Source organism: Phycicoccus sp. Soil748 (assembly GCF_001428025.1).
Lineage (GTDB): Bacteria > Actinomycetota > Actinomycetes > Actinomycetales > Dermatophilaceae > Pedococcus.
Genome location: NZ_LMSC01000007.1, coordinates 616,454 through 636,813 on the forward strand (window position 1 = coordinate 616,454; position 20,360 = coordinate 636,813).

18 protein-coding genes, 1 pseudogene and 1 riboswitch are annotated in these 20,360 nt (G+C 73.6%); of the genes and pseudogenes, 15 read left to right on the forward strand and 4 right to left on the reverse strand.

Annotation, left to right across the window (positions count from 1 at the left end; genetic code table 11):
* Nucleotides 1–183: 183 nt before the first annotated feature.
* Together ASG70_RS20390 and ASG70_RS10680 are read right to left on the reverse strand one after the other, a co-directional pair.
* Nucleotides 184–1,170 (reverse strand): annotated as a pseudogene (locus tag ASG70_RS20390) (LysR family transcriptional regulator); the annotation flags it as partial.
* Nucleotides 1,171–1,217: 47 nt separating this feature from the next.
* Nucleotides 1,218–3,485, reverse strand: coding sequence for an FG-GAP-like repeat-containing protein (locus tag ASG70_RS10680; protein ID WP_056883769.1), 2,268 nt, complete (start codon nucleotides 3,483–3,485; stop codon nucleotides 1,218–1,220).
* Between the two features lie 274 nt (nucleotides 3,486–3,759).
* Here ASG70_RS10680 and ASG70_RS10685 point away from each other — a divergent pair, with 274 nt between their 5' ends.
* The 3 genes from ASG70_RS10685 to ASG70_RS10695 are packed head-to-tail and all read left to right on the forward strand — an operon-like array spanning nucleotide 3,760 to nucleotide 7,732.
* Nucleotides 3,760–6,054, forward strand: coding sequence for a glycosyltransferase (locus ASG70_RS10685; RefSeq protein ID WP_056883770.1), 2,295 nt, complete (start codon nucleotides 3,760–3,762; stop codon nucleotides 6,052–6,054).
* A complete protein-coding gene (locus tag ASG70_RS10690; RefSeq protein WP_056883771.1) occupies nucleotides 6,051–7,364 on the forward strand; it encodes a glycosyltransferase in 1,314 nt (437 codons plus the stop codon). Before ASG70_RS10685 ends, ASG70_RS10690 begins: the two co-directional genes overlap by 4 nt.
* 38 nt (nucleotides 7,365–7,402) lie before the next feature.
* Nucleotides 7,403–7,732: a putative quinol monooxygenase gene (locus ASG70_RS10695; protein WP_056883772.1), complete on the forward strand. Its 330-nt coding sequence runs from the start codon at nucleotides 7,403–7,405 to the stop codon at nucleotides 7,730–7,732.
* Here the strand turns inward: ASG70_RS10695 and ASG70_RS10700 are convergent.
* On the reverse strand, nucleotides 7,729–7,920 hold the full coding sequence (locus ASG70_RS10700) for a hypothetical protein (protein WP_056883773.1): 192 nt from the start codon (nucleotides 7,918–7,920) through the stop codon (nucleotides 7,729–7,731). The two genes, ASG70_RS10695 and ASG70_RS10700, sit on opposite strands and share 4 nt — an antisense overlap.
* 146 nt (nucleotides 7,921–8,066) lie before the next feature.
* Here ASG70_RS10700 and ASG70_RS10705 point away from each other — a divergent pair, with 146 nt between their 5' ends.
* The 5 genes from ASG70_RS10705 to ASG70_RS10725 all read left to right on the forward strand — a co-directional run bounded on the left by ASG70_RS10705 (nucleotide 8,067) and on the right by ASG70_RS10725 (nucleotide 11,256).
* A complete protein-coding gene (locus tag ASG70_RS10705) occupies nucleotides 8,067–8,492 on the forward strand; it encodes a hypothetical protein (protein ID WP_156399934.1) in 426 nt (141 codons plus the stop codon).
* A 71-nt stretch (nucleotides 8,493–8,563) separates the two neighbouring features.
* Nucleotides 8,564–8,764 carry a DUF4177 domain-containing protein gene (locus ASG70_RS10710; RefSeq protein ID WP_056883775.1) on the forward strand — a complete coding sequence of 67 codons (201 nt, stop codon included), beginning with the start codon at nucleotides 8,564–8,566 and terminating at the stop codon, nucleotides 8,762–8,764.
* Nucleotides 8,765–8,843: 79 nt separating this feature from the next.
* On the forward strand, nucleotides 8,844–10,406 hold the full coding sequence (locus ASG70_RS10715) for an RNA polymerase sigma factor (protein WP_056883776.1): 1,563 nt from the start codon (nucleotides 8,844–8,846) through the stop codon (nucleotides 10,404–10,406).
* A gap of 51 nt (nucleotides 10,407–10,457) precedes the next feature.
* Complete coding sequence (locus ASG70_RS10720; protein WP_056883777.1) at nucleotides 10,458–10,823, forward strand: hypothetical protein; 366 nt, start codon at nucleotides 10,458–10,460, stop codon at nucleotides 10,821–10,823.
* A 1-nt stretch (nucleotide 10,824) separates the two neighbouring features.
* Nucleotides 10,825–11,256: a hypothetical protein gene (locus ASG70_RS10725; RefSeq protein ID WP_056884151.1), complete on the forward strand. Its 432-nt coding sequence runs from the start codon at nucleotides 10,825–10,827 to the stop codon at nucleotides 11,254–11,256.
* On the opposite strand, the gene ASG70_RS10730 is transcribed toward ASG70_RS10725, so the two are convergent.
* On the reverse strand, nucleotides 11,253–11,690 hold the full coding sequence (locus ASG70_RS10730) for a nitroreductase family deazaflavin-dependent oxidoreductase (protein WP_056884152.1): 438 nt from the start codon (nucleotides 11,688–11,690) through the stop codon (nucleotides 11,253–11,255). The genes ASG70_RS10725 and ASG70_RS10730 overlap by 4 nt on opposite strands.
* A 208-nt stretch (nucleotides 11,691–11,898) precedes the next feature.
* Between ASG70_RS10730 and ASG70_RS10735 the strand changes: the two genes are divergently transcribed.
* From ASG70_RS10735 to ASG70_RS19950, 7 genes are all read left to right on the forward strand, one after another.
* On the forward strand, nucleotides 11,899–12,195 hold the full coding sequence (locus ASG70_RS10735; RefSeq protein ID WP_056883778.1) for a hypothetical protein: 297 nt from the start codon (nucleotides 11,899–11,901) through the stop codon (nucleotides 12,193–12,195).
* Nucleotides 12,192–13,484 carry a hypothetical protein gene (locus ASG70_RS10740; RefSeq protein ID WP_056883779.1) on the forward strand — a complete coding sequence of 431 codons (1,293 nt, stop codon included), beginning with the start codon at nucleotides 12,192–12,194 and terminating at the stop codon, nucleotides 13,482–13,484. Before ASG70_RS10735 ends, ASG70_RS10740 begins: the two co-directional genes overlap by 4 nt.
* An 80-nt stretch (nucleotides 13,485–13,564) precedes the next feature.
* Nucleotides 13,565–15,022 (forward strand): FAD-linked oxidase C-terminal domain-containing protein, encoded by a 1,458-nt coding sequence (locus tag ASG70_RS10745; protein WP_056883780.1) that lies wholly within the window; start codon nucleotides 13,565–13,567, stop codon nucleotides 15,020–15,022.
* A complete protein-coding gene (locus ASG70_RS10750; protein WP_082590476.1) occupies nucleotides 15,022–16,293 on the forward strand; it encodes an FAD-binding oxidoreductase in 1,272 nt (423 codons plus the stop codon). The genes ASG70_RS10745 and ASG70_RS10750 overlap by 1 nt, the downstream gene beginning before the upstream one ends.
* Before the next feature lies 1 nt (nucleotide 16,294).
* Nucleotides 16,295–17,704, forward strand: coding sequence for a (Fe-S)-binding protein (locus ASG70_RS10755; RefSeq protein ID WP_369818896.1), 1,410 nt, complete (start codon nucleotides 16,295–16,297; stop codon nucleotides 17,702–17,704).
* 90 nt (nucleotides 17,705–17,794) lie between these two features.
* Nucleotides 17,795–19,540 (forward strand): L-lactate permease, encoded by a 1,746-nt coding sequence (locus tag ASG70_RS10760; RefSeq protein WP_056883781.1) that lies wholly within the window; start codon nucleotides 17,795–17,797, stop codon nucleotides 19,538–19,540.
* A gap of 85 nt (nucleotides 19,541–19,625) precedes the next feature.
* Nucleotides 19,626–19,738: riboswitch (SAM riboswitch) on the forward strand.
* Between the two features lie 121 nt (nucleotides 19,739–19,859).
* On the forward strand, nucleotides 19,860–20,342 hold a 483-nt coding region (locus ASG70_RS19950), incomplete at its 3' end, for a PLP-dependent transferase (protein ID WP_235531478.1).
* Between the last annotated feature and the right edge of the window lie 18 nt (nucleotides 20,343–20,360).

Sequence of the window (20,360 nt, forward strand, 5' to 3'; positions counted from 1 at the left end):
ACGAGCTCGCGCTCGTCGTCGCCTCGGGACACCAGCGCCACGGCCGAGTCCGGCACCCCCGTCACGGGGACGAACCTGAAGGCGCCGCTGCCGTACATCCGCGCGACGGACACCGGACCCACGGCGACGCCATACCCGGCCTCGACGCGGTCGGAGGTCTCCAGCGGGCCGTCGGCGGCGGGNCCCGCGCCGCTGCGCCTTGAAGCCGTTGGCGAGGTGCTCGAGCCCCCAGTGGCTGGTGATCGCGCGCGGGACCGCGTCAGAGGTGCGCACCATCGGGCAACCCATGACGTCGTCGAGGGAGAGGCTGTGTGCGTCGGCCTCGGAGAACGAAGCCGGCACCGCGACGCCCACGCCCTCCCGCAGCAGCTCGGTCGCCACGACCTCCGAACCCGGGAAGGGCTCGCGGGTGACCAGCAGGTCGACCTCACCGAGGATGCCGTCGTGCCAGGCCGTCATCGGCACGGGCCGGTAGGTGAAGGTGACGCGCGGGAAGCGGCGGGCCAGCTCGAGCAGCAGTGGGCGGGTGAGCTCCGCTGCACCACCCGGCATCACCCCGAGCGTGAGGCGGCCGGTGTAGGCCAGGAGCTCGACCCCGCGCCGTACCGCCCGGGCGTTGTCGAGGGTTCGTCGCGCAGGCTGGACGAGGGCCGCACCGACCGCGGTGAGGGCAGCGCCCTTGCGGTTGCGCTCGAACACCCTCGCGCCGAGCTCCTGCTCGAGCTCGTGGATGCGGGCGGAGACCGCCGACTGGCTGAGGTAGAGGTGGGCCGAGGCGCGCCGGAAGCCGTGGTGGTCCACGACCGCGAGAAACACCTCGAGGTGCCGAAGCTCCATGCGCCCTGCCCTGCCCTGACCTGCTGCCCGAAGGCCCATGGTCACCCCAGAGCCGAGGCGCGTCAACCCGTTTGCGCAGGTCAGGGGCGTGTGAACCGAGCTGTGGGCGTTTGCCGGGGGAGAAGGTGAGGTCGCTGGAGGCGAGGCAGGCCGGTGGCACAGGCAGCCGGCGCGAGGGACGAGCTGGGGGCGCCTCCCGCGCGTCGCTCCCGCCCCTGGTGAATCAGGGAGCGAACCCCTCGTCCTCGAGGCGCCTCCACCAGCACGTCCCTCGGCGCCGGCAGGCCTCACGCTAGGCCGGGGTGGAGCCGCTGTCAGCGGCACCGGAGACATTGCTGATCGCCGTTCCCGATCACCCGCCGGATGCGCTGTCGGACAGGTCAGCGCACCCCGACGATCATCGTCGTCGAGCCCCACGGCGCCTTGAGGGCCTTGCCCGTGGTGAACGTGCCCTTGCCCGTGCCGGGGAAGACCGTGTTGGCGTTGGCGGCGGTGCGCGCGATGAGGTCCGCGCGGCCGTCGCCGGTGAGGTCGCCGGTGGAGAAGACGGTGTTGTAGCCCTTCCAGCCGTAAGAGATCCGGCTCTGGCCCTTGTAGGCGGGGCCGGTCGTCGAGCCCGTGCCCGCGTGGAGGTAGAGGCCTCCGGCGGGCGTGCGCCCGAGCAGGTCCGGCTTGCCGTCGCCGGTCACGTCACCCGGCGTGACGACCTGGGTGTAGGTCTGCCAGCCGTACCCGAGCTTGCGCCAGGTGCCGGTGAAGCCGCCCTTGCCGTTGCCCGCGACGAGCCAGAGCTCACCGTTGGCCTTGCGTGCCAACAGGTCCGGCTTCTTGTCCCCGGTGAAGTCGCCGGGTGTCAGGACGTCGGCGTAGGACGCCCACGTGGTCGACAGGAGGGTGCGCCCGGCGAGCAGGCCGCCCTTGCCGTTGCCCTTGTAGAGGTAGACGGCGCCAGCGGAGGTCGTGGCGATGACGTCGGAGAACCGGTCGCCGTTCCAGTCGCCGGGGGAGACCACCTGGCGGAACGACCCCCAGCCGCTGCTGATCCTCACGGGCGTCCCGATCGTGCTGGTGCCGGCCGGGTAGTAGTACAGGTCACCCGCGCCGGTGCGGCCGAGCACGTCCCCGCGACCGTCGGCGTTGAAGCCGGCGATGGGCGTCACGACCGTCGGCGCCGGGGGAGCGAGCTTCGTGTACGCGAGGCCGGACAGGGCCTTCCAGTCGTTGGAGGCCACCGTGCCGGTGACTGCGAGCTGTGCCGCCTTCTGGAAGGCGCTCACCCCGCTGGCCGTCATGGGCCCGAAGTCGCCGTCGGCCGTGCCGACCGGGTAGCCGCGACGGTTGAGCTCGGTCTGCAGGTCCCGCACGGCAGTGCCCGTCGAACCGGTCTTCAACGTGAGCGAGCCGTAGGTGGCATACAGCTGAGAGGTCGCCACGGGCACCGCGCCTGCGGTGTTGGAGTACTGCGCGTAGTTGGCTGCCTTGGTGCGGATGGTGTCCATCTGCGGGTAGAGGTACTTGCCGGGGCACAACGTGTAGGACGTGTTCTGGTGCGCGTTGATGGTCGGCAGCGTCACGGTGACTCCGGCGGCGTACCTGGCGCCGGTGCCGCCCTGGGAGGTGAGGCGCGTCGTCGCGGTGGGGCTCACGCCGTACTGCGAGAGCTTCCACCCCGCGACCTTGGCGATGGAGTCGACCATGACCGAGGGCGCGGTCGCCGTCTCGTAGTTGCCGATCGCGGAGATGCCCATGGTGTCGGTGTTGAAACCCATGGCGTGGGCCCCGCGGACCGGTTCGGTGATCGAGCCCGCGCGTCCCTCGTAGACACGTCCCCACTTGTCGACCAGGAAGTTGTACGCGATGTCGGCCCAGCCGAGCCCTTGGGTGTCGTAGGCGTAGATGCCGCGCACCTGGGCCGCCGCGGTCTCCGGCGTGTAGTCGTTGGTGCCGGCGGTGTGGTGGATGACGATGGCCTTGACCGTGCTGCTCAGCGTCTTGCTGCCGCGCAGGCTCTCGTCGGCGCCCCACTGCGCCCGCGTGATGATCGTCGGCTGGATCGCGGCCGCCGACGCGCTGCCCGCCGGCTGGGCGGGGGTGAGGTTGTCGTCCGCCGAGGACGTGCCGGGGTCGATGGTGGTGACCTTGAGGTCGGGGAGGGTGCGCCCGTCGGGGGTGTCCACCCGCACCTGGATCCCGGTCGCGCCCTCGCTGACGATGGGCGTCGTACCCAGCCGGGCACCGACCGCCTCGGGGGTGCCGGGCTGCGGTCCGTCGTCGGGGACGGGCAGCGCCTCCCAGCCGGTCCAGCCCTGGTCCTCCTTGAGCCGCACCTCGACGGTGACGTCGTCGGCGGTCAGGTCGGTGGTGCCGGCCCACGAGATGCCGGCGACGGTGAAGCGCTTGCGGGCCTGCTCGCCAGTGAGCACGGAGGTGACGCGGGTGCCGGCGCGGGAATGGCCCGAGAGGGCGAGCCCGCGGTGGCCGGGAGCGGTCTCCCGCGCGGCGGCGGGTGCGTCGATCCCTGAGATGGGCGTGCTGACGACCGACGGGCGGACCGGGTGCGGCGCGTCCGTCGAGGCGAAGGACACCGTCGGGAGTGCCACGAAGACGGGCGTGAGGGCAACGGCGAGGGCAGCAGAGATCAGTCGCATCAGTGAAGTCCGGGGGGAGGGCGAAAGGGGCAGGTGTGACGCCAGTGAAGGGTGTCACCTGCTGTGACCCGATGTCTCCCTCGTCCGCGAGAACCATCCGTTCGGACGATCTGTCCACGGCGTGTCGCGCTGGCCACGCGGGGGCGCGGGTATGGCTCCGGTCAAGTACCGCCGAGAACGCCATGAGCGAGCTCCTCGCGACGTTCACCTCCTCTTCACCCCCTGGGGGCTCGCCTGGAGTGCGGCGAGCCGGGGCCCGACCTAGCCTCGAGGAGTGAAGAGGGAGCACGTCGCCGTGACGACGCCGGCAGCCGTGTCGAACGCAGCCGTGTCGAACGCAGCCGTGGCAGGTGCAGCAGGGTCGAGCTCCGCCGTGTCCGACCCTGCAGCAGCGGTGCGTGCCGCCCTCGAGGACGTGCGCTCCGCGCCGTCGATCCTGCGCGGGCTGAGGGCGGTGGAGGACCTGGCCCTCGCCGCGGCCCGTGATGTCGAGGCGACAAGCCTCGAGGTGCTGCGCGCAGCCGTGCACGAGGCGGATGACGGCGTCGTCGCGCTCGGCGCCATCCACGCCCTCGCGGCCCTGCCCCAGCCTGACGCGGAGACGTTGGTCCCGTTGCTCCACAGCGGCACTGCCTCCACCACCGAGCACACGGCCTGGGCCCTCGCGGACGCGCCGCCCCTCGACAGGGCGATCGAGCCCCTGGTGGAGCTGGTGGCCGCCGGGGGCTTCACCGGCATGCTCGCCCAGCGGACCCTCGAGCGCTGGGCCCCCTCGGCGCCGGATCGGGTGCTCGAGGTGCTCGTCGGCACGGTGGAGCGTGCGCGGGTGGGCTCCTCACGCGCCGACCTCGCGGCGACGACCCGGCTCGTCGAGACGATCGGACTGGTCCCCGGCCATGCGGCGACCGCGGTGCTGGTCGGCATGGTGCAGCCTGCGCAGCTCCCGGCTCCGGCTGCCCTGGCTGCTGCCGCGGCGCTGGGGGACCGGTTCATCGCGCCACGCCTGGCCCCGCGCCGACACGTGACGGGCTCCGGGGGCGGCCCCGGGGCGGGGCGGACCGTGGCCCAGCTCTTCCTCCACGCCGACATCGACGGCCGGCTGACCAGTGCGGGCAAGGGGGACACCGGCGGCATCGCGACCCTGCTCGTCCAGCTGGGGAATGCCCTGCTCGAGGACGACCGCGGCGTCGACCGCGTCATCACCATCTCCCGGGGCGGCCCCGACAGCGCGCCCGTGCCCACCGACCTCGCCGCACCGGGTCACCACTACGCCCCGGTGCCCCTGTGGGGGCCGCCAGTGGGGATGGCCGACGCGTGGGTGCACCGCGTCGCCGTACGCCGTGGGGTGCGCCGGATCCTGCAGGCCGCCGGCCGGGTCGACGCGATCCACCTGCGGATGGCGGATGTCGGCTCGCTGGCCGCCGCCGAGGCGGCAGCGGAGCTCGGTGTGCCCGTGGTCTTCACGCTCGCCCCCGACCCGCACGTGGTGCTCGCACGCCGGGAGGCGGCGGGCACGCTGACCCGCGCGACGTTCGCGGAGGCCGACGCGGTTGAGCACCTCGCCTACCGCGACCGGCTCGTGCGCGACCTCGCCGAGCGTGCTGAGCAGCTCGTGCTGTTCCCCCGGCCGGACCTCGCCCGCGACACCCGTGAGCTGCTGGGCGTCGACCTGGACCGGAGCCGCGAGCGTGCGCGCTCGACGGTCGTGGCCGAGGGCATCGACTTCCGGGCCGTGGACCGCGCCGGCGCCGCCCTCCGTCAGGCGGCGACTGCCGCAGGCTCCTCGCGCCGGGCGCCTGCCGAGCTCGACGAGCTCGACGCCCTGCTCGCCACGCTTCCCGAGGAGCGGCGCGGGCTGCCGCTCGCGATCTCGGTCGGGCGGCTCAACCGGGTCAAGGGGATGGCGACCCTGGTGCGGGCCTGGTCGACCACCCCCGAGCTCCACGACGCCTGCAACCTGCTGGTCGTCGGTGGCGACCTGGTGGCGCCCTCGCCGGAGGAGGCCGCCGAGCTCGGCCAGGTCTTCGACGCCGTACCGCGTGACCGGGCCGCCACCCACGGCCTCCTGCTCTCCGGGCACCGGCCCCACGACACGGTCGCCACGTGGCTGGCCGCCACCCTGCGCGGGCGGCCCGGTCTCAGCGCGCCCGGCGGGGTCTACGTGTCCGCCAGCCTCAAGGAGGAGTTCGGTCTGGCCATCCTGGAGGCCATGGCCGCCTCCCTGGTCGTCGTCGCGCCCGACGGCGGGGGACCGGCCACGTACGTGGAGCCCGGTGTCACCGGCATCCTCACCGACACCTCGTCCGCGCAGGCGCTGGCCTCTGCGGTGGTCGAGGCGCTGGCCCTGGCGCGTTCACCGCAGACCCTGATGGCGCAACGGCGTGCCCTGGCGAGCCTGCGCGACCGCTTCAGCATCGACACCATGGCCGACGCCCTCGCGTGCGTCTACGCAGGAGCCTCCAGCCGGGCGACTGGGGCGGCCCCCACGGTCTGCGAGGGGGATGACCACCGCGGCTGCGCGGTGGCGACGGAGCCGGCGAGCGGCTTGGCGAACGGTGCCGCGTCGTGACGCTGCTGGTCATCAGCCCCGACTACGCCTCCCACCTCTACCCGCTCGCCACCCTCGCCACCGCGTGGCAGGCCGCCGGTGAGCGCGTCGTGGTCGCCACCGGACCGGCCACCGACGACATCGTGCGCGGCTTCGGGTTCGAGCGGGAGCACCTGCAGCTGGGCCGTGGCTCCAACCCCGGGGTGATCCGCGCCGAGGAACAGCCGACCGGGGAGGACGATGCGCTGCGCGGGTTCTTCGACGCCACCCGACGAGGAGCCGTGGAGACGCTGCTCTTCCAGGCGCGCGCCCGTCGCGACGACCTGCTCTGGGAACCGGTGCAGGTCGGGCGGGCGGTGCTCGACGTGGTCGACCGGGTCCGCCCGGACGCCGTCGTGGTCGACCACCTCGCCTTCTCCGCCAGGCTCGCCCTGGCGAGCGTCGGTGTGCCCCACGCCGACGTGGTCCTCGGCCACCCCACGGCACTGCCGGTCGGCGACGAGGTCTACGGGTGCCCACCGACCTTCCCCCGCGCCCTGGTGCCGAACCCCGACGCCCTGGCAGGGCTCCGTACGGTGTGCGAGGAGGTCCGCGACGCGTTCACCGACGAGTGGAACGCCGCGGCCCGGGTCCTCTCACCGGGTGTCCCCGAGGTCGCGGACGCGTTCGCCGTGACCGGTGACGTGCTCCTGCTCAACTACCCCGAGGCGCTGCACGACCCGCAGCGCACCGCCCTGCTGCCGTCGCACCGCTTCCTCGGCTCCGCGGTCCGGGTCGAGGCCCCGGACGCGGGCGTCGACGCCTGGGTCGCAGGGAGTGGCGCGCCGCTGGTCTACGTCAGCCTCGGCAGCTTCCTGTCCGTGCGCGGTGACGTGCTCGCGCGGCTCGTGGAGGCGCTGCGGGGCCTCGACGTGCGGGTCGCCCTGGCCCACGGGTCGACCCCGCGTGCGGCGTTCGGCGCGCTGCCCGGCTCGTGGTTGGTGAGGGAGTCGCTGCCTCAGGTCACCCTCCTGCGGTCGGCAGCACTCGCGGTGACCCACGGCGGCAACAACAGCGTCACCGAGTCCCTCACGGCCGGGGTGCCGATGCTCGTGCTGCCCTTCTCGACCGACCAGTTCGCGGGAGCCGCCTCGCTCGAAAGTGCAGGGCTCGCAACGGTTCTCGACCCCAACACGGCATCCACCGCGAACCTGCGCGAGGCGTTGGCCGCCCTCCTGGGCGATGCCGCCACGGCCGAGCGCGTGCGAGCCGTTGCGTCGTCCCTGCAGGCCTCACCCGGCCCCGACCGCGCCCACGAGGCCCTCACCGGCGCCGCCGTGGCAGGGTGGTGACGACCGCAGTCCCACCGCCCCCGCCGAGGAGCAGACCCTTGATCTTCATCACCGCCAAGTTCCCCGTGAAGCCCGAGCACGCGGACGCGTGGCCCGAGCTGAGCCGTGAGTTCACGCAGGCCTGCAGGGCGGAGGAGGGCTGCCTCTGGTTCGACTGGTCACGCAGCGTCGACGACCCGCACGAGTACGTCCTCGTGGAGGCGTTCCGGGACGACGCGGCGGGTGCCGCGCACGTGCAGTCGGACCACTTCGCCACGGCGACGCGCGAGCTGCCGCGCTACCTCAGCGCGACCCCCAAGATCGTCAACACGACCGTCGAGGGCACCAGCTGGTCCGAGCTGGGGGAGATGGCGGTCGAGGGCGCCTAGGCCTGCCCGCCGACCGGCGGCACGAGGCCCTCGAGCCCCTGCAGCTCGGCAGCCAGGGCCCCCATCGCCTTGATCGCGAGCAGCCGGTTGACCAGCAGGTCCGCCTGCCGGGCGACCGCGCGCGAATGCGACCGGGTGCCGACAGCGGGCACGCTCGGCTGGGGGGAGGTCAGTCGGTCGGTGTCCACGGCACGGGACGGTATTGAGCGCTGCCGGCCACCGGGTCGCATTGGCGCGTCTACCCACCGTTCGTCCGATGCCCCGCCGGGAAAGGGACGAGGGGGCTGGGGATAACCCGACGGCGTCCAGTGCGGTTCGGGGCAGCATGCCGGTCATGACCTACCAGGACCTCCCGGACGACATCAGGACCACCCCGCTCACCGACGTGGCTGTGCAGGCCGACGTCGTCGACCTCATGGTCGGCATCGACGAGCGCCGCGCAGGCGCAGTGGGGCTCATGGTGTGCGACGACGGCGACCGCGGCATCCAGCCCATCGTGGTCACCGACCTCCCCGAGGGCGCAGGGGAGGACGAGCTGCTGCGCCTGCTCGACCTCGTCCTGCCGTTCGTCGGCGAGAGGGACGGTGCCCTGCTGGTCGGCCGGGGCCGGCGTCGCGGCCTGCTGCCCACCGACCACGACAGGCGCTGGCACCGGGCGACGGTCGAGGCCTGCAGCCGCCACGGGGTCCGGCTGCTGGGGTTCCACCTCGCCTCGCCCGACGGCGTGGCACCGATGCCCCACCCCCTCGAGGCCGCCTGACCCGGATGCGCCCCGGCGTGGCCGCCTCGCGGACCCTGCCCGCAGCCCTCGGGTCGATCTAGGCTGCCGCCATGTACGAGTACAAGGTGGTCCAGGTCCGTGAAGGCCTCATCGGCGGCAAGATGTCGGCCGACAAGCTGGAGAAGGTGCTCAACGAGTGGGCCGGCAAGGGCTGGCAGCTCAAGGCCGTCACGGCCGTGGAGGTCAAGGGGCGCGTCGGCCCCGGCGGGACCGAGGGCGTGCTCGTGACGTTCGAGCGCCGGACCGCCTGACCGGCTCCGCAGCAGTACTCACTGGGAACAGCCCGAACGGACGAGGCCACAGGCCGCACACAGGACGGATACTGGACTGGTGCTGGGGACCGCATTCACACGCACGCTGCGTGACGCCCAGGCCGGGGACGAAGCTGCCTTCACCCGGCTCTGGGGCGATGCCAACCCCCTGATGGTGCGCTACCTGCGGGTCATCGGCGTCGACGACCCCTACGACGCAGCCTGCGAGGGCTGGATCACGGTGGTCCGTGGGCTGCCGGGGTTCACTGGCGACGAGCTCGCCTGGCGTGTGTGGATCCTCGCCTGCACCCGGATGCGGGCGGAGGAGAGCAGCCTGCGCCACGGGTGGGGGTCGGTCACGGCCCTGCCCGGTGTCCCGCTGCCCGGTGGCAACCTGCCCGGTGGCGACGCGATCGAGGCCGAGGACCTCGTCGAGGACGACATCGCGGGCGACCCGGCGCACCGCGGGCTCGGCGACACCATCGCCGCACTGCGCGCCCTGCCCCTCGGCCAGGGCGAGATCCTGATGCTGCGGCTCGGAGGTGGTCTCCCCGTGCAGTCGGTGTCCGACGTGGTCGGAGCAGACGTGGCGACCGTGCAGCGGTCCGAGGCCCGCGCCCTCGAGCGGGTCGGTGCCGACGCCGAGCTCCTGTCCTGGTCGCTCGCCGCCCCGGCGACGGCGGCCGAGCTCGCCGACGAGCGGGTCGCCACGGCAGCCTTCCGCAGCATCCCCCGGCCGCCGGCGTGGTCGGTTCCGCGCACGAGGGTGGTCGCCCTCGGCAGCGTGCTCACGAGCTCCTCCCGCACCGCGGCGCGCAGCCACGGCATCGCCAACGCCGCCGGCCGCTCCCGGACCGCGCTGCTCGGCATCGCGGTGCTGTCGGCATCGGCGATGTCGCTCGGCGGCATCGGCGCCGCGGCCTACGTCGGTGCCCTGCCGGACCCCGTCCAGAAGGTCATGCACGACACCATCGGGGCGCCTGCGCCGACCCGCCACGGTGTCCCGGCGTCACGCACCGGCAGCGCCAGCGCCTCGCGCACCGGGCACGGCTCCACCGTCGGACCGACGGCCCCCGCCAGCCCCGCACTGGGGCTGTGCCGCGCCTGGGCGGCCGACAAGAGCAGGGGCGCCTCCCGCCAGTCCTCCGTCGCTTTCCGCAACCTCGCGGCCGCGGCCGGTGGCGCCGACCGGGTCGACGGCTACTGCGTGACGGTCCTGGCGACCGCGCCCGGGGCACCCGTCACGGTGCCGACGACCATCGTCCCCACCGCCAAGGGGCCCAAGACGACGCACTCCTCCGGCACGCCGTCCGGCACGGGGTCGCCCACGACGACCACCGCGCCCACACCGGCCACGACCTCGACGACCGAGGGCACGACGACGGGTACCCCCGACCCGTCGACCACCTCGACCACGACGACCAAGACGCCCAACCCCAACTCGCCGACCTCCAAGGGCAGCGCCCCCAAGCCGACCAAGTCCGCCCCCTCGAAGACGGCGCCGGTCAAGGGCTCGCCCTCGAAGACGTCGTCGCCGAAGACCTCCCCGCCCAAGGGAGGAGGCACGTCGACCCCGGCTCCGTCACCCACGAGCGGGTCGCTCGCGGAGTCTCCGCTGCCCACCCCGGTGACCACCGGCTAGGTCGGCTCCCGGCCCGCAGGGCGACGGTGCTGCTCGCGTACGCTTCCCGCTGTGCTCCTACCCCTGACCGTGATCGTGTTCGTGGCGGCCCTGCTCCTGCTGGCGCTGTCCGGCTGGTACGCCGCGCGGTCGCGGCTCGTCGACGACCGCCTGCTGCTCGTCGGGGCGGTGCTCGAGCTGGGGGTGCTGGTCCAGGCCGTCGTGGCGCTCGTCCACCTCGGCTCGGTGCCGGGTGACGACGCCGAGACGGCGACCTTCGCGGCGTACGCCTTGACGTTGCCGTTCCTGCCGCCGGTGGCGGTGTTCCTCTCCCTCAAGGAGAAGACGCGCTGGTCCATGGGCGTGGTCGCGGTGGCAGCCTTCGCCGTCGCCGTGATGACCGCGCGGCTGCAGCAGATCTGGAACCTCGGTGGCTGAGGTGACCCCCGCCTCCGACCACGACGCGCCACGCTCGACCCGCTCCGGGCCCGGCGTCGTCCTCGTCGCCGTCTACGGCCTGCTCGCCCTCGCCGCGACGGGGCGCTCGGTCCTGCAGATCACCGAGTACTTCTCGCGGGCGCCGCTCGCCTACGGCCTGTCGGCCGTGGCCGCCGTCATCTACGTCGTGGCCACCGTCGCGCTGGCCCGGGGCGACCGGACGTCGCGCAGGGTGGCCCTTGTCGCGATCTCGGTGGAACTGGCCGGGGTGCTCGTGGTCGGCCTGTCGTCCTACGTGGCCAAGGACGCCTTCCCGGACAAGACGGTGTGGTCGCACTTCGGGTCGGGCTACGGCTACGTGCCGCTCGTCCTCCCGGTGCTCGGGCTCCTCTGGCTGCGCCGGACAGCCCGGAGCAGCCCCGACTGGGCCTAGGCCTCGACCGGCTCGAGCAGGAAGACCGGGATCAGGCGGTCCGTCTTGGTCTGGTACTCCGCGTAGGGCGGGAAGGCGGCGACGCAGCGTTCCCACCAGACCTCGCGCTCCTCGCCCTCGATCTCGCGGGCCCGCACGGTCCAGGTGCGCTCGTCGTCCTGCAGGTCGAGGACCGGGTTCCTGCGCACATTGGCGTACCACGCGGGGTGCTCGGGCGCTCCGCCCTTGCTCGCGACTGCGGCGTAGACGCCGTCGTGCTCGACCCGCATGAGAGGCACCTTGCGGACCTTGCCGGAGATGCCGAGCATCGTGAGCATCACGACCGGCCGGTCCTGGATGCTGACCGCGCGGGTCGTGCCCTTCGCCTCGATCTGCTCGACCTGGTCGCGGACCCACTGGGCGGTGCTGGGGACGTACTCACCCTGAATCGTCATGAGGCCCATGCAAACACGGCCCGCTGACACCCGCCACGCCGGGACCATGTCCGCAGCGGCCCCGGAGCGGCCTCGCAGCGGCCTCGGAGCGGCCTCGGAGCGGCCCAGGGGTGGGCCAGGGGTGGGCCAGGGGTGGGCCAGTGGTGGCCTTGGAGGCCCTGTGGACAACCGGTGGGCGGTGTCCGGGCGCCCGCCTAGCCTTCCGGGCATGAGGATCGAGGTGGCGGGTGACGAGCTGGTCGCGCTGGGGGAGTCGATGGGCCACGTGGCCGCAGACCTCGCCTGGTGCGCCGACAGCGCCGCGTCCCGGGCCTGGGCGCTGGGCCACGGCCGGTCGCGGGGCGCGCTCGCCGGGGTGCTCGGGGACTTCGAGCACCAGCGGCTGCTCCTCGGGCGGAGGCTCGACGAGCTCGGGGCGTCGCTGCGCCGGGCGGGGGCCGTCTACGTCGAGGTCGAGCAGGACGCGGCGTCGCTGTTCGCCGGCGCAGGCGGTGACGCCCCGTGACCGCGGACGTCGCGCGGGCTGTGCAGCCGCGAGCCCTGGCCCCGCTGCCGGGGGACCCGGTAGAGGTGCGCGCGCTGGCGGACGTCCTCGCGCGGCAGGGGGAGGGGGTCGCCGCCCTCGGCCGGACGGTGGGCGGCCTCGGCGACCCGGGTCTGGTCGGCTGGTCGAGCCCGGCAGGCAGCGCCTTCGCCCGGCGGGTGGGCGCGGTGCCTGCGGTGCTGGCCGCGGTGGCCAACCGGTACGGCGTCGCGGCGTCGGCGCTGCGGGGGCTGGCGGACGGGCTGGCCATGGCCCAGGCCGAGGTGGCCTGGGCGCAGCGGGTGCTCGCCGAGGAGTGGGGCCCGTTCCTGGCCGCGGGGGACCGGATGGCCCTGGCCGAAGCCAGCCCGGACCCCACCGAGCGGGCCGCGGCAGTCGTGCACCGTGCGGAGATGGTGGCCCACGGCGAACGGGTGGAGGAAGCCCGCCGACGGCACCAGCTCGCCTGGGACGCCTTCGAGGTGGCTGACCGGCGCTGCGCCACCACCCTGCACGCGCTGCTCGACGACGGCCTGGCCGACAGCGCCGTCTACGACGCGTTGACGGGGGTGAGCCGGGCTGGCGGCGCGGTGGCGGCGGTCGCCGGCACGCTCTCACTGGCTCCGCCCCTCAAGGTGCTCGCTCCCGTGGCGTCCGCGGCCGAGGGCGTCCGGCTCGCGGCCGACGGGACCGTGCTCGCCGCCTACGGTGACGGTGACGCGACCGACCTGCTGCTGCGCGGGGGCGCCGCCCTGGCCGGGGGAGCGGCGCCCCTGCTCAAGTCCGGTGCACGCGCGACCAATGCGGAAGCCGTGCGCGCCGCGACCACCCGGGCCGAGCGTCGCGCCGCCGCCCTGACCACGCGCGACCGCCTCGCCGCAGGCGCCCGCAGCCGGCTGGCCGACCTGCGCGGGGCCCGGGGTGGCGCCCTGGGCGGTGTGGGTGGTGGCTCAAGTCGCGCCCAGACGGCAAGGGCCACTGCCACCACCGCGCCAGCGGTCAACCGGGTCCGGCCGCGGGGCATGGCCCAGACCCGGGCGTGGCTGGCCGAGCAGGCGCAGGTGCGCGCCACCGCCTGGGCGCGCCGGCGCTGGCTCGACGACCTCGACGTCGTCCTGCGCACCGACGGTTCCTCGCTGCCGATGCACGTCACGTCGGTGGCCGTGGAGCGCACCGGCGCCGACCTCGGTCGCGCTGCGTCGGTTCGCGAGCACGTGACCAGCGGCGATGAGGACAGGAGGCGCCACGCCGCCGCTGAGCGGCACCGTTGACCTGTCCGCAATGCCGGAAATAAACTCCGATCAGCAGAAGCCTGTTTCCGCGATGTGGAATGGTGAGGCGGTTCTGATCGATGGACACTGACGTCCTGGCAGCACGGCTGCGCGCCCTGGTGGGTGACGCGGCGGTGATCACCGACCGCCAGCGCCTGCGCACCTACGAGTGCGACGGGCTCGCGCAGTACCGCGTCGTGCCGGCTGTCGTCGTCCTCGCCGCCTCGACCGAGGACGTCGCCGCGGTGGTGCGGGAGTGCGCCGCCCAGCGCGTCCCCTTCGTGGCCCGCGGCTCGGGCACCGGGCTGTCGGGAGGCGCGCTGCCGCACGCCGACGGCGTGCTCATCGTGATGTCGACGATGCGCCGGATCCTCGAGGTCGACCGCGACAACCAGCGCGCCGTCGTCGAGCCCGGCGTCATCAACCTGCAGCTCAGCGACGTCACCCGGGCCGACGGCTACTACTACGCGCCGGACCCCTCGAGCCAGCAGGTCTGCTCGATCGGCGGCAACGTCGCGGAGAACTCCGGCGGGGCGCACTGCCTCAAGTACGGCTTCACCAGCAACCACGTCACCGGGCTCGAGCTGGTGGCACCGACGGGGGAGGTCGAGCAGATCGGGGGGAAGGCGCCCGACGCCCCGGGCTACGACCTTCTCGGCGCGCTCGTCGGCTCCGAGGGCACGCTGGGCGTCGTCACCGCCGCGACGGTGCGCCTGACCCGCACCCCGGCCGACGTGCGCACCCTGCTCGCGGCGTTCCCAGGGACCGACCAGGCCGGAGCGGCCGTGTCGGCCGTCATCGGGGCCGGGGTCATCCCCGCGGCCATCGAGATGATGGACGCGCTGGCCATCGAGGCGGCCGAGGCGGCGGTGCAGTGCGGCTACCCCGAGGGAGCCGGGGCGGTGCTCATCGTCGAGATCGACGGCCCGGCCTCCGACGTCCAGCAGGTGTTCGAGGAGGTCGAGGGGCACTGCCGGGCGCACGGGGCGTTCGAGATCCGGATCGCCGCCGACGACGCAGAGCGCGCCCTGTTCTGGAAGGGCCGCAAGTCGGCCTTCGCGGCCGTGGGCCGGATCAGCCCCGACTACATCGTCCAGGACGGGGTCATCCCCCGGACAGCGCTGCCGGAGGTCCTCAGCAGCATTGCCCGGCTGTCGGCCGAGTCGGGCGTCCGCGTCGCCAACGTCTTCCACGCCGGTGACGGCAACCTGCACCCGCTCGTGCTCTTCGACGACAGCGTCGAGGGGGAGTCCGAACGGGCGGAGGAGGTCTCGGGAGCGATCCTCGACCTGTGCATCCAGCACGGGGGGTCCATCACCGGCGAGCACGGTGTCGGGTCGGACAAGGCGAAGTACATGCCCCGGATGTTCACCGACGACGACCTCGACACCATGCAGCTGGTCCGCTGCGCCTTCGACCCGTCATCGATCTCCAACCCCGGCAAGGTCTTCCCCACACCGAGGCTCTGCGGTGAGCGCCCGGGCCGGCACCAGGGCGTCCACCCGCTCGCGGAGGCCGGCGTGGCGGAGGTGTTCTGATGGCGGGCACCGTCACCGCAGCCGCGCGCGAGGCGCTCGTCAGGGCGTGCGCCGGCCGCGTCGAGGACGCCACCGACACCGACCTCGTGGGTGCCACGGCGCCGCGCTGGGTCGTGCGCCCCACCTCCACCGAGGAGGTCTCGGCGGTGCTGCACTCGGCGACGGAGCACGACCTCGCCGTGGTCGTCCGGGGTGCCGGCACCAAGCTCGCGTGGGGCCACGACCCCGAGCGGCTCGACGTCGTGCTCGACACGAGCGGTCTCGACACGCTGGTCGAGCACGCCGCAGGTGACCTCATCGCCGTCGTCGGCGCGGGACGGCGGCTCAGCGACCTCCAGGACGACCTCGCCGGGGCGTCCCAGCGCCTCGGCGTCGACCCGGCGCGCTCCGGCACGGTCGGTGGTGCGGTCGCGACCGCGGCCACCGGACCGATGCGGCTGGCCCACGGCGCGGTCCGCGACCTGGTCATCGGCATGACCATCGTCCGGGCCGACGGCGTCGTGGCCCACAGCGGCGGCAAGGTGGTCAAGAACGTCGCCGGCTACGACCTCGGCAAGCTCCTCACCGGCTCCTGGGGCACGCTCGGCGTCATCACGCAGGTGGCGTTCCGGCTGCACCCGGTGCCGGCTGGGCGCACCTGGGTGACCGGCGCGCCGATGAGCCAGGTGGTCCTGCGCGAGGTCGTGCGGTCGCTGGTGCACAGCCAGGTCGTCCCGTCGGCCGTGGAGCTCGACCGGCCGGTGGGCGGGGGCGACGCCGTCGTCTCGGTGCTGCTCGAGGGCCACCCCGAAGGGCTCGACGACCGCGCCGCCGAGGTCGCCGCCCTGCTCGGGCACGGCGCCCAGCGGCAGCAGGAGCCCCCGGCCTGGTGGGGGCGCGAGCCGGTCGCGGGCGGGGAAGGCGCCGATGACCAGGACGCCCTGCTCAAGGTGACCCACGAGCTCGCCGCCCTGTCGAAGCTGCTCGACGCCCTCGCGCGCGCGGAGTCAGTGTCGGGCTGCCGCGCCGCCCTGCGGGGGTCGGTCGCGGTGGGCACGGCCACGGTCGCGGTGGGGGGTGGCGCCGACGAGGTTGCCGCGTTCACGACGGCCCTGCGCGCGTCCGCACCCGGCTTCGGTGGTTCGGTGGTCCTGCTCGAGGGGCCGCCCGGCACCACCGACTTCGTCGACCCCTGGGGGCCGGTCGGCGGCCTGTCCCTGATGCAGGCGGTCAAGGCGCAGTTCGACCCCGGGCGGCTGCTGGCCCCCGGCCGTTTCGTCGGAGGGATCTAGCGTGACCACCTCGCCACCCGAACCCCCGGTGTCCTCGCCCGCAGGCACGCTGGGCACCGACGCCCGGCTGTCGCTCACGGGTGTGCAGCCGGGGGAGCCGGCGTTCGACGACCACCGCCCGCCCTCGGCCGAGCTCGTCAGCGACTGCGTGCACTGCGGCTTCTGCCTGCCGTCGTGCCCCACCTACGTCCTCTGGGGCGAGGAGATGGACTCGCCGCGGGGCCGGATCTACCTCATGAACGAGGGGCTGCAGGGCGAGCCGATGACCGACTCGATGGTCGAGCACTTCGACGCCTGCCTGGGCTGCATGGCGTGCGTGACGGCCTGCCCGTCCGGGGTGCAGTACGACCACCTCATCACCGCCACCCGCGCGCAGGTCGAGCGACGGCACGAGCGCAGCCGCGCCGACCGCGCGCTGCGGTCGGCGATCTTCGCGCTGTTCCCCTACCCCCGACGGCTGCGGGCCCTGCGGGGACCGCTGCGCCTGCACCAGCGGACCGGCCTGTCGAGGCTGCTGCGCCGCAGCGGCCTCCTCGAGCGGCTCTCACCCCAGCTGGCCAGCATGGAGGCGCTCGCCCCACGGCTGGGCCGTCCCCAGCCGGTGCCGGAGCGGGTCGCCGCCCGGGGCACCAGGCGCGGCACCGTGGGCATGCTCCTCGGCTGCGTCCAGCGCGAGTTCTTCCCGGGGGTCAACGCGGCGACCGCGCGCGTGCTGGCTGCGGAGGGATTCGACGTGGTGGCACCGGCCGGGCAGGGCTGCTGCGGCGCCCTCTCCGGCCACAGCGGCCGCGAGGCAGAGGCGCGGCGCTTCGCCCGTGAGCTCATCGACACCTTCGAGTCGACCGGGGTTGAGACCGTGGTCGTCAACGCCGCCGGGTGCGGCTCGGCGATGAAGGAGTATGCCGAGCTGCTCGCCGACGACGCGGCGTACGCCGACCGGGCCCGCGGGTTCGCCGCGCGCGTCCGCGACGTCAGCGAGCTGCTCGCGGAGGTGGGGACGGTCGCACCGCGGCACCCGCTGCCGGTGACCGTCGCCTACCACGACGCCTGCCACCTCTCCCACGCCCAGGGCGTCCGGCGCCAGCCCCGTGAGCTGCTGCGCGGCATACCGGGCCTGGAGGTGCGGGAGATCGCCGAGGGGGACCTGTGCTGCGGCTCCGCCGGGGTCTACAACCTCCTCAACCCCGAACCCGCCCGTGAGCTCGGCGACCGCAAGGCCCGCAACGTGCTCGCGACCGGGGCCGACCTGCTGGTGACCGCCAACCCGGGGTGCCTCATGCAGGTCGCCTCGGCACTCGAGCGTGCCGGCACGGCACTGCCGATGGCGCACACGGTCGAGGTGCTCGACGCCTCGATCCGCGGGCGGTCGCCCGACGTCTTCGGCGCCGACAGGAGGCGCGAGACGGGCTGAGCCCACGACCCTGCAGGCACGACAGCCCCACGTCCACCGACGTGCACCGTCCATGCAGTCCCACCGCCCTCCCACCCCGAGGTGACCACCATGTACAGACCCGTGCTCGACGCCGTCGCCGGCTCCCTGACGATCACCGCGCTCGTCGCGATGCTGCCCCTGCTGACCTTGTTCGTCCTGCTGGGCGTGCTGCGCCTGGCCGCGTGGAAGGCCGCCCTCGTCTCCCTCGCGGTGTCCCTCGTCGTGGCCGTGGCTGCCTACTCCATGCCGGTCGGGAAGGCGGTCTCGTCGGGGCTCGAGGGCGCGGCCTTCGGCTTCTTCCCGATCCTGTGGATCGTCATCAACGCGATCTGGCTCTACAACATGACCGTCGAGACGGGGCACTTCGACGTCCTGCGGCGCTCGTTCGCCAAGGTCAGCGACGACCAGCGGATCCAGGCGGTCATCATCGCGTTCTGCTTCGGTGCGCTGCTCGAGGCGCTGGCCGGCTTCGGCACGCCGGTGGCCATCACCAGCGTCATGCTGATCGCGCTCGGCTTCCGACCCATGAAGGCCGCCGTGGTCGCGCTCGTCGCCAACACCGCCCCCGTCGCGTTCGGTGCCCTCGCGGTGCCGATCACGACCCTGGCCACCGTCAGCGGCCAGTCCGAGCACCACCTGGCGCAGATCGTCGGCCGGCAGACCCCGCTGCTCGGCGTGTTCGTGCCCATGGCCCTCGTCTACATCGTCGACAAGGGCAAGGGGGTGCGGGCGACCCTGCCGGCCACGCTGGTCTGCGGTGTGGCGTTCGCGCTGGCGCAGTTCGCGACGTCAAACTTCCTGTCCACCCAGCTCACCGACATCGTCGCCGCGCTCGTCGGTGCTCTTGCGGTCGTGCTGCTGCTGCGTGTCTGGCAGCCCGCGACGGCGTACGTCGAGACCGAGACCGACGACGACCTCGTCGGCGCCCGCAGCGGTGGCTCGGCCCGCGCTGCTGCCCGCGGCGGCGCCACCGGAGCCGGTGGGCACCGGACGCGCGACCACCGGCACGACGAGCCCGTCCCCACGACGACGGCCGGCGACCTCGCGTCCCGGGATGCGAACCGGACCGACAGCACCGCCGACGTGGTCCGCGCCTACGCGCCGTACCTCATCATCATCGCGCTGTTCATCGTCGCCCAGCTGCCCGGCGTCAAGGACCTGCTGGACGCCCCCAGCAAGGCCTTCCACTGGCCCGGCCTCGACGGCCTCAAGACGGCCTCGGGCAAGGACTCCACCCTGCCGGTGTTCAAGCTCAACTGGCTCAACGCCGCAGGCACGCTCATGCTCATCGCGGGCCTGCTGACCATCCCGGCCATCGGTATCTCGCCGCGCAAGGCGCTCACCGCGTACGGCGCGACCTACCGCCAGCTCGCCTCGGCGATCCTCACGGTCATGGCGGTCCTCGGTCTTGCCTACGTCATGAACGCCTCGGGCCAGACCGCCTCGCTCGGGTCGTGGATGGCCGGCGCGGGGGCGGCGTTCGCCGTGCTGTCACCGATCCTCGGATGGCTCGGCGTCGCGGTGACGGGGTCCGACACCTCCTCCAACTCGCTCTTCGGCGCGCTGCAGGTCTCGGCGGCCAAGGACGTCGGGCTCAGCCCCGCGCTCATGGCCGCGGCCAACTCCTCCGGCGGCGTCCTGGGAAAGATGATCTCGCCGCAGAACCTCGCCATCGCCGCGGCCGCCGTCGGCCTCTCCGGTCGCGAGGGCGACCTGTTCCGGCGCGTGGTCGGCTGGAGCCTGGGCTTCCTCGCCTTCATGTGCGTGCTGGTCTACCTCCAGTCCACGTCGGTGCTGGGCTGGATGCTGCCCTGACGGGCCGCCCACGGTGCGGACCGCCCGGTCCGCCATGAGAGACGGGTATGCCGCGTCGGTGACGACGCGGCATACCCTCGTCACAGGTCATGAGCGCCAGCGTCAAGCCCCGGCTCGCTGGCCGGCAACCCTCCTCCGCGGTGGGGTGCCCCGGGTGAGGACCAGGCGCACGGCACCTGCCGTGCGCAAGCGCGGGAGGCCCAGCGACACCCAGGTGTCCCGCACCGTCCTCGACGGTGGCGACCTGCACCACTCCACCGTCGGCGACGGACCACGCCGACGCCGCGCTGTCGCGGCCACGAGAGTGAAGGTCACCGAGATGAGCAACGCCAACTGGTCGTTCGAGACCCGCCAGGTCCACGTGGGGCAGGAGCCCGACGCGGCCACCGGGGCTCGCGCCCTGCCGATCTACCAGACGACCTCCTACGTCTTCAAGGACACCGAGCACGCGGCGAACCTGTTCGCGCTCAAGGAGTTCGGCAACATCTACACCCGGATCATGAACCCGACGCAGGACGCCGTCGAGCAGCGGGTCGCCTCGCTCGAGGGAGGTGTCGGCGCCCTGCTCGTCGCCTCCGGGCAGGCGGCCGAGACGCTGGCGATCCTCAACATCGCCGAGGCGGGGGACCACGTCGTGGCGAGCCCCAGCCTCTACGGCGGCACCTACAACCTGCTCAAGCACACGCTGCCGAAGTTCGGCATCCAGGTGAGCTTCGTGGCCGACGCCAACGACGTCGAGTCGTGGCGGGCGGCGGTGCAGCCCAACACCAAGCTGTTCTTCGGGGAGTCGATCTCCAACCCCNAAGTCGGAGGTGCTGGA